The following is a 13,259-nucleotide window of genomic DNA, read 5'->3' on the forward strand; positions in this document are numbered from 1 at the left end:
TATGGTCGTTAGGGAGCGCCCCAAGAATGATACCTGAGGAAAGAACCCACCCCTCAATTCTTGGAAACAACCTCCCAGCGGAGACAGCCAAAATCCCGGCCTAGCCATGGCCTGAGTATAGCCTGTCTGGCTTAGGATTGTTTTACATTTCTTAACCTTCTCCCTCTCCAGGGGATGCAGGCGAGGGCAATCGCGACGCCAGCCGCTGGCCACAGCGCAGGATCTGGCCGGCCAGAATCGCAGCCCCAAAGCCGTTGTCGATGTTCACTACCCCCACCCCAGGAGCACAGGAGTTGAGCATGGTCAGCAGGGCAGCCAAGCCCTGGAAGCTGGCCCCGTAGCCGATGCTGGTGGGCACGGCGATCACCGGGCAATCGGCCAGGCCCGCCACCACGCTGGCCAAGGCCCCCTCCATGCCCGCCACCACGATCAGCACATCGGCTTCCAGGGCGGCGCGGTGGTGCAGCAGGCGATGGATCCCGGCCACTCCCACATCCCAGAGGCGCTTGACCTGAAACCCAGCCAGCTCGGCGGTGAGAGCGGCCTCCTCGGCCACCGGCACATCGGCGGTGCCGGCGGAGATCACGCTAATCTGGCCGGGACGGCGGAGGGTCTGCTGGGCCGGGATCCAGCACAGGCGGGCCACCGCGGAATACTGCGCCTGGGGCAGCCAGCGGCGGATCTGAGCATAGGTAGAAGCTTCCACTCGGGTGGCCACGGCCAGGGATCCCTGCCAGTGGAGCCGTTCCAGGATCTGGGCAATCTGCTCAGGAGTTTTGCCCGGCCCCCACACCGCTTCGGGAAAGCCGGTGCGTAAAGGACGGTGGTGATCCACATGGGCGAAGTCTCCTACCTCCTCGAAGGGCAAAAAGCGACAGGCCTGCAGGGCTTGCTCGGCAGAGAGCTGCCCTTGGGCCACCGCTTGGAACAGTTCCCACAAGGTTTGGGTTGGGTCGGGCATAGCAAGGGGATGGAGCGGCTCTACTGGGCCAAAGACCCGCGCGGGAAAAACAACACCGGATGCCAACTTTGCCGCAGGATCTCGCCAGTGAGGCTGCGAACCGACCACTCCCAGAAGCTGCCCACCCGCGGCGAGGCGGTGGCAATGGCGGTCATGTCCTCATCGGCGGCGGTGGCTAGGATTTCCTGAAGCGGGGATCCCACCCGCACCAAGGCCCGCAACTGCACCGGTTTTACCTGCTCGACCAGCGGTTCGACTAACCGGGCCAAGTCGGCCTCGGCCCTGCGCTTGAGCTCTTCTGCCGGCGATCCCTGGTTGCGGCGGGCGCTGGGATCCACCACATAGAGCAGCGTAATGGCCTGACACTGGGAAGTTCCTGGCAGCAGTTGGCCAAGACGGCTGAGGAGCTGCCGGCGGGGCTCCTCAAAGTCAAAAGGCACTAGGAGGGAGCGAAATAGGTGGCGGCTGCGCAGGCGCAATTCTTCCAGAGTAAAGGCGGCGATGAGTTGCGGACGCATCACCATTACCGGGATGGTCAGCTTCGGCAGCAGCTCCAAGGTGGTGCTTCCAAACAGTTTTTCGGTGAGCAGATCGTGGATCCCCATGCCTGTGATTAGCAAGTCGGAGCTGCAGGTTTGGATCCCTCTTAAAATCAGATCCACCGCCTTGCCCGCCTGCACCAAGACTTCGACTTCCAGCCCTGCAGGAACGGCGCTCAACACCTTGTGTAAGCGAGCCTGTTGCGCCTGCACTTTGGGGGTGAGGTCTTCGGGAAGGCCAATGTCGTCGTCCTGCCGAGCGACGCTATGCACAAAGGCAACGCGCTCAATCCCATTCAGGTAAAGCTCTTCTAGGCATTTGCCAAAACGCTGCAGTCCATCGCGGCAATCGGTGGCGATCAACAGGCTTTTGAACATATGGCTTTAGGCAGAGGGGGTAGCCAGCAACAGCGACCTGCCCTAGGGGGGCAATCTCAGGCTAACACCTCGCACCCCGGACCTGTCCTTGAAAGGAGTCCCGATCTACTTCTGCTGCGGCTTTCGCTCACCGATAGGGATCCGCCAAGTTGCGAAACTGGGTGTACTGGCTTTCAAACAAAAGGCGCACCGTGCCCGTGGGGCCGTTGCGATGTTTGGCGACGATCACCTCGGCAATGCCGCGATCGCTGGTGTTGGGATCGTAGTACTCGGGCCGGTAGATCATCATCACCACGTCGGCATCCTGCTCGATGCTGTTGTGCACCAGCAGGCCGTTGGCCACAAAGTTGTGGTGGCGGGGCATCTCGATGTCGTAAACCGGTTGCGGCTCCCCCGGCTCGCTAATGAAGACGACGGGATCCCAGATCAACCCCTCCTGCACCACCACCGCCACCTCCTCCTCCAGTTGCAGCTCGTCGAGGGTTTTCCAGCCGTCCCGAGTTAGGAAAGGGTGGTTGCCAGTGGCACGAATGGAAAAGTTGAGGCGGGTTTTTAGAAGACATGTGGGCTGCCGCCCACTGCAAAATACCCTCACTGGCTGTTGGGGCACCAGCCGCCCGCGCCCATTGAGGCTGAGCAGGCGCGGCAGTTCTGCTGAAGGCGGCAGGGCTGCCAGTTGCTCCAGGCGCCAGATCTTGCCGCGATCCACGTCCCTCACGCGGGTATCGCCGGCTAGACAACCCGACTCCCGCAAATCTGCCAGTTGCGGACGCTTGTCTGAGCGCGACTCCACTGCCCGGCTGAGCTGAGATAGCACCAGCACCGGCACCATCAGCTCTTTGGCTAGCGCCTTGAGGCCGCGGGTAATGCGCGACAATTCCTGCACCCGGTTGTCGGACTCAGATCCCTGGATTAGCTGCAAGTAGTCGATCAACACCAACCCCAACGTCCCTCCTTGCTCCACCTGCAGACGCCGCGCCTTAGAGCGAATTTCTGTAACCGTGCAGTTGGGCGTGTCGTCGATAAACAAAGGCAGTTGCGACAAAAAGCCAATCGCCTGCCCCAGGCGTTGCCACTCATTCTCGCTGATGCGCCCGGATCGCAGACGGCTACTATCAATGCGCGCCTCGCTGGCCAAGAGCCGCTGCACCAGTTGCTCCCGCGACATCTCCAGGCTGAAGATGGCCACCGGTTGCTTGACGTAGGCAGCCACATTTTGGGCAATGTTAAGAGCCAGGCTGGTCTTTCCCATCGAGGGACGGCCGGCTAGGATGACCAAATCCGACCGCTGCAAGCCCTGGGTCAGGTTGTCGAGGTCAATGAATTTGGTCGGGATCCCAGGGATCTGAGCCCCGCTCTGGAACCTCTCCTCCAACTCTGAGAAGATGTTTACCAAAACTTCCGAGGCTGGAACAAGGCTGCGCTGCACCCGTTCCTGGGTGAGGCTGAACACCTCTTGCTCGGCTCGATCCAGGAGCTGAGGGAGAGGCTGGCTAGTGTCGTAGGCCAGACGCGCCAAGGTGTTGCTGACTTGAATCAGCCGGCGGCGCATGTATTTGTCCACCACCAGACGGGCATACTGGTCAATGTTGACACTGCTAACCGTCTGCTCCACTAGGCGGCGAATTGCCGCCGTTCCTCCCACCCGCTCCAAGAGCTGGTGATCTGCCAACCAGGCAGAAACAGTGGTCAGGTCAGTGGGCTGGCCCTGGCTGTACAACTGCAGAGCAGCCCGGTAGATCTCCTGGTGGGCGGAGAGGTAGAACATCTCAGGCCGCAAGAGCTCCGCCACCCGCGCCATCGCCTCAGGGTCAAGGAGGATGCCGCCCAAGATCTCCTCCTCAGCTTCTATGTTCTGAGGCGGAAGCCGATCCCCACCGGTCAGGTCGTAATCGCTAATCACCACCAGCCAGGGTAGAAAAACCAAGCTCTCCCCCGCTCTCCGACTGCTAGGCTGCACACCCTAGCGCAGCGGGCCAAGTGGGCATAGCCGTCTGAACCAGAACCTCTTTTCTACTCAGGCGTGACCTGAATGCGCAGCGTAGCGGTAACCTCGGGGTGTAACTTCACCTGCACCAGGTAAACCCCAGTTTTCTTGATCTCCTCATCGAGTAGGACATTGCGGCGGTCGATATCGAGGCCACTGGTAGCCAGCACCACCTCGGCAATATCGCTGGCAGTTACCTGTCCAAAGAGCAGGTCTTTTTCGCCCACCTTCTTGCGGATGACAAAACGGCCAATCGTCTCCAAAGCCTTTTTGTAGTTTTCCGCCTGTTGCTTCTCAGCCAGCTTGCGGGCTGCTTCCTGCTCCCGCCGCATCTGCTGCTCCTTGAGAAGTCCAGGCGTAAGCCGCACCGCCATCTGCCGCGGGAAAAGGTAGTTGCGGGCATAGCCCGGCCTGACACTCACCACCTCTCCCGGCTTGCCGAGCCCAGGAACCGCCTGGCGCAGCATCACCTGCACATCTTTTGCCATAGGAGGAAGGCACCCACTCTCTTGACAGCTCTCTATTCTAGGCATTCCCCCGACCAATGTCAGCCCAGCCTCCCCCTGGGGTCTCTACCCTGATTAAGCCCGACAGTCGCGACCTCGGCTGCTGGGCCTAGAAATAACCTGAATTTAACCTCTTGTTAACCAAAAAAGGGTTGACCTTACGTTACATTTAACGACCGAGTTGCAAAGGCTGCGGTCTCAACGAGATCCTGTGCTTTCTTCGGCCCGGTGGACTGAACTCTTGGAGTTAGGTTTCACAGTTGCAGCTTTTGGACCTGGGCCAGGACACGCTCTTCAGTGGAGAGATCTCTGTCTGTATGTCGATGTCGCATTCCTTGGGTCGTCGTTCTTTCCTCAAGTCCTTGTCGGCAGTTGCTGCGGGTTTTGCGGCAAGTCAGGCCGGCTGGCAGCGAGTGTTTGCCCAGCAGAAGACGATAACCATCAACGGCGCTGGAGCTACCTTCCCGGCCCCCCTCTACCAAACGTGGGCCCAAGAATTTGGCAAGAAAAACCCCAACATCCAAGTCAACTACCAATCGGTGGGGAGCGGCGCTGGCCGTCAGCAATTTGTGGCCCGCACTGTCGACTTCGGCGCCAGTGATAGCGTGCCGCGTCCTGAGGAGATTAGCAAGATTGAGGGTGAAGCCAACCCTCCCAAGGGCATGGTGGCCGTGCCTATGGTGGGCGGGGCATTGGTGGCAGCCTATAACGTCCCCGGCGTAGGTCCTGAAATTCGCCTCTCTCGCCTGGCGCTGGCCAATATCTTCCTGGGCAAGATCAAGAAGTGGAACGATCCGCTGCTGGCTGGCCTTAACCCAGGGGTGACTTTCCCAGATATGCCGATTACTGTTGTGCACCGCTCTGATGGCAGTGGCACCACCGACATCTTTACCACCCACCTCAACGCCATTAGCCCCGAATGGCGGCAAAAAGTGGGCCGTGGCTCTTCCGTGAACTGGCCAACTGGCGTGGGAGCTCGCGGTAACGAAGGCGTTTCTGAACAAATCAAGCAGATTCCTGGCTCAATCGGCTATGTGGAGTACGGCTTTGCTAAGCTCAACAACCTAAATTTCGCTCGCCTGGAAAACCGGGCAGGCAAGTTCGTCGTCCCCAAAGTTGAGACGGAGCAGGCAGCGCTGGCGAGAATCAAGCTCGACGAGCGGCTGCTGGGGGTTGACCCAGATCCCGAAGGGGAAGACTCCTACCCCATTGTGGGCTACACGTGGATCTTGGCTTACCAAGTCTACCCCAAAGCTGAAACCTCCAAGGCTGTCAAAGAGTTTCTTCGCTACGCCCTCACCGAAGGGCAATCCTTTGCGGAGCCGCTGGGCTATGTGCCTTTGCCGGAGGAAACGCGGAAGAAAGCTCTGGCTGCCCTGGAAAAAATCACTCCGTAGAGGTTTGTACCCCCTACCCAGCAGATGACCACTACCTTTTCGGAGAGCAGTTCTCTATTTCGGCCCCGGCCCGTCTTCCAGCGCCGGCGCGACTGGCTATTTATTTGGGCAACGCGGATCGCCGTCTTTTTCTCGGCTTTCCTACTGTTGTGGATTGCCCTGGAGATTGGGATTCAGGCGCTACCTGCCATTCGGAAGTTCGGGCTGGGCTTTTTCTGGGGCACCACCTGGGATCCTGTTGAGAACATTTACAGTGCTTGGCCCCAGATCTACGGCACGCTGGTAACTTCTCTGATTGCTCTGATCGTGGGCGTTCCCTTAAGCTTTGGCATCTCCATCTTTTTGAGCGAGGACTTTTTGCCCAAGCCTTTGCGCACAGCCTTGATCATCGTGGTGGAGCTGCTGGCAGCCATTCCCAGTGTGGTCTACGGCATTTGGGGGTTGTTTATCTTCATCCCCTTCTTCCGCCCTATACAGATGTTTTTGTTCCAGCACTTCAACTGGCTGCCCATTTTCAGCACACCACCAGTAGGGCCTGGGATGTTGACATCGGGGGTTGTCTTGGGGATCATGATCATCCCCATCATTACTGCCATCGCCAGGGAAATGCTGGTGTCCGTTCCGCCAGAGTTGCGGGCGGCTGCCTATGCGATGGGAGCCACTCGCTGGGAAGCCATCTTTGGTGTCGTGCTGCCGGCAGCAATTGGCGGCCTCCTGGGAGCGGTGGTTTTGGGTTTGGGACGCGCCCTAGGGGAGACGATGGCAGTAGCGATGCTGATTGGGAATGCCCGCGGCATTAGCATCTCGCTTCTGGCTCCTGCCAGCAACATTCCAGCCCTATTGGCCAACGAGTTTGCGGAAGCGGGCCCCGAGCAGGTTGCAGCACTTATGTATTTGGCCTTGATTCTGTTAGCCATCACTCTGGTGGTTAACATTGCGGCGGAGCTGATGATACGCCGTGTCAAGTTTGCGCTAACAGCTTCGTGGGAGTAGAGGAACATGACAGCGCAAGTGCAGGCGGTAGAGCAAGGCAATTTGTTTAAGCGCAGAGCGAAGCCCTGGCAGCGCATCTTCTTGGATGTAGGAATGACAGCGCTGACAACTATCTCCAGCATCTTCGCCATTTTTGTGCTGGCTCTCATCCTCTACTACGTTTTCACCAGGGGCATCGAGCGCCTGAACTGGCAGACGCTGACCCAGCTTCCCCCTCCTCCGGGCGATCAGGTGGGCGGATTTGGCAATGCGGTGCTGGGGACGATTATTGTGGTGTCGATTGCTATCTCCATCACATTCCCCATTGGTCTATTCGCAGCCATCTATCTCTCGGAGTTTGGCAAAAACAGCCCCACGGCCTCCTTTCTGCGCTTCATTATCAAGGTGTTGACGGGGGTTCCCTCCATCATTGCCGGGGTGTTTGCCTATGGGGTGCTGGTGCTTTCCTCCAAAACCTTCTCGGCCCTTGCCGGCGGGATGGCTCTATCGGTGCTGACCCTGCCTATCATCATTTTGTCCAGTGAAGAGGCGCTGCGCCTGGTGCCGGCCGATACGCGGGCTGCTGCCTATGCGTTGGGGGCTTCGCGAGTGCAGACGGTGTTTCGCGTGGTGTTGCCAGCGGCTCTGCCGGTGATCCTGACGGGGGTGACGTTGGCCATTGCCCGCGCTGCAGGTGAGACGGCGCCCCTGATCTTCACGGCTTTGTTTAGCTTTCTCTGGCCCAGCGGTTTGTTGAAGCCAGTGGCCTCGCTGGCTGTGTTGATCTACAACTTTGCCCTTGTCCCCTTTGAAAACCAGCAGAAGCTTGCCTGGGGAGGGGCTTTGGCTCTGGTGATTTTGGTCCTGATTACCACCGTCAGTTTCCGGCTCCTTGTGAGTCGTCGCCAAGAAGTCATCACTATCTAAGCCTTGCAGTGACGTTATCTTCTTTTCAACACGCCTATGCGCTCTCCACTCTCTGACAAGTCGGGCTCTCCTGAGCAATCCACCCGGTTGGAGGTTGAAATAGAGACGCGGGATCTGAGCGTCTACTACGGCTCCCACCTGGCGGTTAAGCAGGTTTCCCTGAAGATCCCGAAAAATCACATCACAGCCTTTATTGGACCCTCAGGTTGCGGCAAGAGCACTATTTTGCGCTGCTTCAACCGCATGAATGACTTAATCCCAGGGGCAAGGGTAGAAGGCTCCGTTATCTTCCACGGGAAAAACATCTACGACCCGGATGTGGATCCCTCTGAGGTGCGGCGGCGGGTTGGCCTAGTGTTTCAGAAGCCCAACCCCTTCCCCAAATCCATCTACGACAACATTGCCTTTGGGCCCCGGATTAATGGCTACCAGGGGGATCTGGACGAGCTCGTGGAGCGGGCACTGCGCCAGGCCGTTCTCTGGGATGAGGTGAAAGATAAGTTGAGGATGAGCGCCCTTTCCCTCTCCGGTGGACAACAGCAGCGCCTCTGCATTGCCCGCACCCTGGCCATTCAGCCGGAGGTAATTCTAATGGACGAGCCTTGCGCCTCGCTGGATCCTATTTCTACGCTGCGCATTGAGGAGCTGCTTAAGGAATTGGGCCGTCGCTACACGATCATCATCGTCACCCACAACATGCAGCAGGCAGCTCGCGTGTCCGACTTCACTGCCTTCTTCAACACTGAACTTGACGAGAGAGGGATCCGCTACGGACGAATGGTAGAGTTTGACCGCACCGAGAAGATCTTCAACTCTCCCGCCAACCGCGAGACGGAAGAGTATGTGAGCGGGCGCTTTGGCTAAGTCGCAGCTGACAGAAGGGATCCCGGTCGTCTATCTTGATGGAGTGGAAGGCCAGTGGCTAGGGCATGGCCGATCGAGTCCGCCTGGATACCTGGCTGGTGGAGCGAGGGTATTTTTCTTCGCGCCAGCAGGCGCAGCGGGCTATCTTGGCGGGAGAAGTCTTCCTCAACGGAGTACGGGCGGAAAAAGCCGGGACGTGGGTAAGCGGAGATCCTGTAGTCCACATCCAGGCCAAGTCTGCTTTTGTCTCGCGAGGAGGAGAAAAGCTTCAGGGGGCACTGCAAGCTTTTCCCATTCAAGTCCAGGGTCGCATCTGTTTGGATGCTGGCATCTCCACTGGGGGCTTCACCGATTGCCTCCTGCAACGAGGGGCGCAGCGGGTCTATGGGGTGGATGTGGGCTATGGCCAATTGGCCTGGTCTTTGCGAACTGACCCGCGGGTAATCCTTAGGGAACGGACCAACTTGCGCTATCTTCAGCCAGCCGATCTCTACGGAACCGAGGTGCCCACTCCCAACTGGCCGGATCTGGCAGTGGTGGATCTCTCCTTTATTTCCCTGACTAAGGTGTTGGATCCTCTGTGGAAGCTGTTGCGCTCGCCGCGGGAAGCCTTGCTGCTAGTCAAGCCGCAGTTTGAGGCGGGCCGAGGCCAGGTGGGCAAAAGGGGGGTAGTGCGGGATCCGGCTATCCACGCTCGCGTGCTCCAGACGGTGATGCAGGCGGCAGTGAGTCGCGGTTGGCGGGTGCAGGGCTATACGTGGTCGCCTATCACTGGCTCTGCCGGCAACATCGAGTACTGGCTATGGCTTGCTGAAGGGGAAGGGATCCCTCTCCCCGACACCGGTGCGCTACAACAGATGAGCGAACAGGCAAGAGCAGCCTTACACCCATAAAGTAGTGCACTTGTCAATACGTCATTATGCCGAGTTGAGAACGATGAGCGCAGCCATTGAAGAATTGTTTCAGGAAGGGATCCGGCGCTACGAGGCGGGGGAAGCGGCCAAGACGCTGATCCCTTCCTTCGAGGCCATTTGTAAGGGATCCCCGAAGGCGGCAGCAGCCTGGACTTGCTTGTCCTGGCTCTATCTTTTGGAGGGGCAAGCGGAAAAAGCCCTGAAAGCTGCCCAAACTGCTGTGAAGCTAGACCCGGTGGACGCCCAGCCGCGGGTGAACTTGACTTTGGCGATGCTGGAGCTGAAAAAAACAGGGGTACGCCAGCAGGTGGAGATCATCAAGCAAATCTTGGCGCGGGATCCCGAGCAGATCGAGGGGGTCAAATCTAACTTGGCAGAGGGAGGGAACCGCCGTCCCAATTGGCCTCAGTTGAGCAAGATGCACCAATGGCTATTTGAAGTAGACCAAGCAGGTTAAGCAGGCTTAACCCGATTTTGCAACAAGAATTTAGGAAAATCTAGAGCTTGTCAACTTAATCCGCAACTTTTAACAATATTCTCATAGAGTTGGTGCTAGACTTCTCTTACCAAATCGCAAGACGGTATTCGGGCACCGCTGTGAGTTAGCTTGCATCCCACGCAAGCCTGTGGATTTGTTGGGCTTTGAGGAGATGCAAGGGTTTCTGTTTGGTGTGACACTTCTTGCATCGACTTGCATTGAAATTGAGTTCTGCTTTTGATTTTCTTTGACTGTAAATTGGAGGAACTTGAAGATGAACCGTCAGACCGTTTGGGTTAAAGGCGAGACCCGCAACCACCAGGGCCACTTCATCCCTCAATCCGAGTATACGTTGGTCGATGTTGACCAAAATGGCTGGGCGTTGATCTGTGTTGACAATGCCCGCTGCTATTATGTGGATCCCGACCAGCTCCGCTTTGAGGCGGGATGAGGTCTGTTGCTGCCCATGGAGGGCTTCCTGGCGAGAGTTTCCTAGGAGAGCAGCATCCTTCCCCTGCTTTTGGGCGTGGGTTTGTTTATGGTTTGGTATCCCTGAGGCTGCGCCAGAGGACTGGCCGGTGATGCCCATGTACAGAACCGGTTTTAAGCTGATACCTGGGGGCTCTGCGACCGCAACCCAACGATCAATCTAGCGGAGTCAGCCTAGGCAAGGAGGCAGCGCCCTATTTCAGCTTGGCCGACTCCCCAAGAACACAGAGGGCCTGGGCTGGAGCAGGCTATTTTTGCCCCTACTCAGGCTGTCCCCGCTCACGCATAGCTTCGGCCAGCAGTTGGGCTACCTCGGGGCGGGAGAACTCCGGCGGGGGGATCTCGCCGCGGCGCAGCATTTCCCGCACCTTGGTGCCCGAGAGGTGGATGCGCTGGTGGGGCTGGCTGGGGCTGGTCTTGGCCGTGGCCATGGTGCCGGTGACGGTGCAATAGAAGGCATGTTCAAACTTGAGGGGGATGATGCCCAGTTCCTCGGGACGGAACTCATCGAAAATGTGCTGGGCATCATAAGGGCCGTAGTAGTTGCCCACCCCGGCGTGATCCCGGCCCACAATAAAATGGGTGCAGCCGTAGTTTTTGCGAACGAGGGCGTGGAAGATGGCTTCCCGCGGTCCTGCATAGCGCATGGCTGCAGGGTTAATGGCCAAGATCACCCGCTCTTTGGGGTAGTACTTTTCAATCAACACCTCATAGCAGCGCATGCGCACCTCGGCGGGAATGTCGTCGCTTTTGGTAGCCCCCACCAGCGGGTGGAGAAACAGCCCGTCCACGATTTCCAGAGCGCACTTTTGAATGTACTCGTGGGCGCGGTGGATGGGGTTGCGGGTTTGAAAGCCGACAATGGTTTTCCAGCCTCTTTCCCGAAACAGTTGCCGCGACTGGGCCGGGTCGATCTGGTAGGCCGGGAAAAGGGGATGGGGATCCCGCTGCAGGAGGGTGACGGGGCCGGCCAAATAGACGGATCCCTGTTGGTAGAGCACCTTCACCCCCGGATGCTGCTCATCGGTAGTGCGGTAGACCTGCTGCGCTTCGCGGGTTTTGTCGTAGGTGAACTTCTCGGTCAATTCCAACAGGCCCAAGAGCCTGCCCTCGGCATTGGCCAAGGCAATGGTCTGCCCTTCCTTGAGATCGGCAGCTATCTCGGCAGAGACCGGCAGCGTTACCGGCAGCGACCAAGCCAGGCCGTTGGCCAGGTGCATCGTCTCCAGAACCGACTGGTAATCTTCCCGCCCCATGAAGCCAGTGAGCGGGCTGAAGCCCCCGATGGCGATCATCTCCAGATCCGACTGGGCCCGCTCGTCGAGGTGGAGGATGGGGCAGTGTTCAGCTTTGGAGCGCAGCTCCTGCGCCTGCTCAGGGGAGGCAATGCGGTTGACCAAGGTGCCCCCGTGGGGCGGAATGGCATCGCCAGAAACAGTCATCTTCGCCTGGGATGGAGTCATAGCGTGCAGACCGGAACGGCAACCGAGCAGACAGGGATCCCTAACCCTACACCCTCCTTTCCTCCGGCGCAATCCAGACTAGTACCAACTGCCTAGTCCAGCATGTAGGGGGGCATATCTTCGTCGGTGGGCGACACGTTGTCAAAGATGGGCCGATTCATGATCTTCTTTTGCGCGTGCAGAGGCGAAGGCTGGGGTTGCGGCTTGGGTAAAGGTGCGACTTGCCCTCGGCGGCTTTGCAGTTCCTGAATGGTCTTGGCCCGCTCCTCGGCCACCGCCTGTAACTGGGCCAGCGCCTTCTGCAATTCGTCGCGGTGGGCAGTGACTTGCTGTAGCTGAGCTTGCAGGGCAGAGACTTTGTTTTGGTAGTCCTGCAAAAGTTGTTGAGCTTCGGCCAGTTGGCTTTTGAGGGTTTCAAGGTCCGGCGATTCTGGGGCTGGTTCTGTAGGAGACTGAGAAGACATCGTTGTCGGCTCCTCGCCCGTGGGAGTAGATTCTGCAGGGGTGGGCTCTGAACTGGTTTTAGCACTGGCCTTGCGCCGAGTGCGGGAAGTTTCTCCCGAAGAAGGAAAGAGGCTACGGTCCGATCCAGTCACAAGAGCACCTCATGTTCGACAAACTGCTCCAATCGCTGACACACCACCGAGCCAGGCCGATAGTCCATGACCGTCAAGCCGTAGTCAAAAGCGGTGCGCAAATCGCTGCTATCTGGAATGGTAACGGGTGAAAGCACATCCGCAAAAATCTGTTGCGCTTGCACATACAATTGCCCGGTATGGGATCCGGACCAGATGCCCCCTGGCAAGTAGCGGTCGTCCAGCATGGTCAAGATGGCGCGGACTTGGCTCAACTCGCCCTTCAGGGACTCGACATAGCGCAGGGTCACCTCTGTACAAGAGAAGTCGACGCGGTTGAGCCGTGTCGGGATCAACACGCGCCGGGCCGCCCGCAGGGCGTTGGCGGTGAGGGCGTTCAGTTCCCCTGGCGTATCGAGAAAGACAAAGTCGTAATCCGGCAGCAGGGGAGCGAGCTGATGCTGCAACAGGTCTTGCCCGGAGTCGCCAGCAGCCGCCAGTTGGGCCGCCACTTCCGCCATGGTGCTGTGGGAGGGCGCCACATCCACCCCCTTGTCGGTGCAATAGATCACCTCTTCCAAAGGACGTCGGTACTGCGGGTGCAGGCTGGCCCAAACCGTTTCCTCGGGGGGCAGGGATCCGGCCTCTTCCAGGTAAAGGCTGCTGGCGGTGGCTTGGGAGGTGAGATCGATGAGCAGAACTCGGTAGCCCCGTTGAGCCGTTAACTGAGCCGCGTGGACGCAGAGGGTGGACTTGCCGGTGCCCCCTTTGTTGTTGGTAAAAGCCAGGACGCGTGCCATCAGCTTCCC

The 13,259-nt window shown here is 58.6% G+C and carries 14 protein-coding genes; 7 read left to right on the forward strand and 7 right to left on the reverse strand.

The genetic code is table 11. The annotated features are described in order from the left end of the window. Nucleotides 1-151: 151 nt before the first annotated feature. The 4 genes from larB to rplI form a co-directional block, all read right to left on the reverse strand. Nucleotides 152-961 carry a nickel pincer cofactor biosynthesis protein LarB gene (larB, locus tag CYA_RS07310; RefSeq protein ID WP_011430390.1) on the reverse strand — a complete coding sequence of 270 codons (810 nt, stop codon included), beginning with the start codon at nucleotides 959-961 and terminating at the stop codon, nucleotides 152-154. A 20-nt stretch (nucleotides 962-981) separates the two neighbouring features. Beyond that, nucleotides 982-1,878, reverse strand: coding sequence for a universal stress protein (locus CYA_RS07315; RefSeq protein ID WP_011430391.1), 897 nt, complete (start codon nucleotides 1,876-1,878; stop codon nucleotides 982-984). A 127-nt stretch (nucleotides 1,879-2,005) separates the two neighbouring features. Beyond that, on the reverse strand, nucleotides 2,006-3,781 hold the full coding sequence (gene dnaB / locus CYA_RS07320; protein WP_011430392.1) for a replicative DNA helicase: 1,776 nt from the start codon (nucleotides 3,779-3,781) through the stop codon (nucleotides 2,006-2,008). A 110-nt stretch (nucleotides 3,782-3,891) separates the two neighbouring features. After that, nucleotides 3,892-4,353: a 50S ribosomal protein L9 gene (rplI, locus tag CYA_RS07325; protein ID WP_011430393.1), complete on the reverse strand. Its 462-nt coding sequence runs from the start codon at nucleotides 4,351-4,353 to the stop codon at nucleotides 3,892-3,894. A 335-nt stretch (nucleotides 4,354-4,688) separates the two neighbouring features. Between rplI and pstS the strand changes: the two genes are divergently transcribed. The 7 genes from pstS to CYA_RS15065 all read left to right on the forward strand — a co-directional run bounded on the left by pstS (nucleotide 4,689) and on the right by CYA_RS15065 (nucleotide 10,374). Further along, entirely contained in the window at nucleotides 4,689-5,768 is a 1,080-nt protein-coding gene (pstS, locus tag CYA_RS07330) for a phosphate ABC transporter substrate-binding protein PstS (protein ID WP_011430394.1), read from the forward strand. A 24-nt stretch (nucleotides 5,769-5,792) separates the two neighbouring features. Then, nucleotides 5,793-6,761, forward strand: coding sequence for a phosphate ABC transporter permease subunit PstC (gene pstC / locus CYA_RS07335; protein WP_011430395.1), 969 nt, complete (start codon nucleotides 5,793-5,795; stop codon nucleotides 6,759-6,761). A gap of 6 nt (nucleotides 6,762-6,767) precedes the next feature. Then, nucleotides 6,768-7,667, forward strand: coding sequence for a phosphate ABC transporter permease PstA (pstA, locus tag CYA_RS07340; protein WP_011430396.1), 900 nt, complete (start codon nucleotides 6,768-6,770; stop codon nucleotides 7,665-7,667). 36 nt (nucleotides 7,668-7,703) lie between these two features. Next, nucleotides 7,704-8,531: a phosphate ABC transporter ATP-binding protein PstB gene (gene pstB / locus CYA_RS07345; protein WP_011430397.1), complete on the forward strand. Its 828-nt coding sequence runs from the start codon at nucleotides 7,704-7,706 to the stop codon at nucleotides 8,529-8,531. 65 nt (nucleotides 8,532-8,596) lie between these two features. Then, nucleotides 8,597-9,424 (forward strand): TlyA family RNA methyltransferase, encoded by an 828-nt coding sequence (locus CYA_RS07350; protein WP_011430398.1) that lies wholly within the window; start codon nucleotides 8,597-8,599, stop codon nucleotides 9,422-9,424. Between the two features lie 43 nt (nucleotides 9,425-9,467). Next, nucleotides 9,468-9,902 carry a hypothetical protein gene (locus CYA_RS07355; protein WP_011430399.1) on the forward strand — a complete coding sequence of 145 codons (435 nt, stop codon included), beginning with the start codon at nucleotides 9,468-9,470 and terminating at the stop codon, nucleotides 9,900-9,902. 295 nt (nucleotides 9,903-10,197) lie between these two features. Beyond that, nucleotides 10,198-10,374, forward strand: a complete 177-nt coding sequence (locus CYA_RS15065; RefSeq protein ID WP_168173350.1) for a hypothetical protein — start codon at nucleotides 10,198-10,200, stop codon at nucleotides 10,372-10,374. Between the two features lie 298 nt (nucleotides 10,375-10,672). Here CYA_RS15065 and sat read toward each other — a convergent pair whose 3' ends face one another. From sat to CYA_RS07370, 3 genes are all read right to left on the reverse strand, one after another. Next, the gene (sat, locus tag CYA_RS07360; protein WP_011430401.1) at nucleotides 10,673-11,854 is read right to left on the reverse strand and encodes a sulfate adenylyltransferase; all 1,182 of its coding nucleotides are present in this window, start codon (nucleotides 11,852-11,854) and stop codon (nucleotides 10,673-10,675) included. Between the two features lie 113 nt (nucleotides 11,855-11,967). Further along, complete coding sequence (locus tag CYA_RS07365) at nucleotides 11,968-12,339, reverse strand: hypothetical protein (RefSeq protein ID WP_011430402.1); 372 nt, start codon at nucleotides 12,337-12,339, stop codon at nucleotides 11,968-11,970. Between the two features lie 128 nt (nucleotides 12,340-12,467). Next, entirely contained in the window at nucleotides 12,468-13,250 is a 783-nt protein-coding gene (locus CYA_RS07370; protein ID WP_011430403.1) for a ParA family protein, read from the reverse strand. Nucleotides 13,251-13,259 lie beyond the last annotated feature (9 nt).

It is taken from the genome of Synechococcus sp. JA-3-3Ab, from assembly GCF_000013205.1.
In the GTDB taxonomy this organism is placed as follows: domain Bacteria; phylum Cyanobacteriota; class Cyanobacteriia; order Thermostichales; family Thermostichaceae; genus Thermostichus.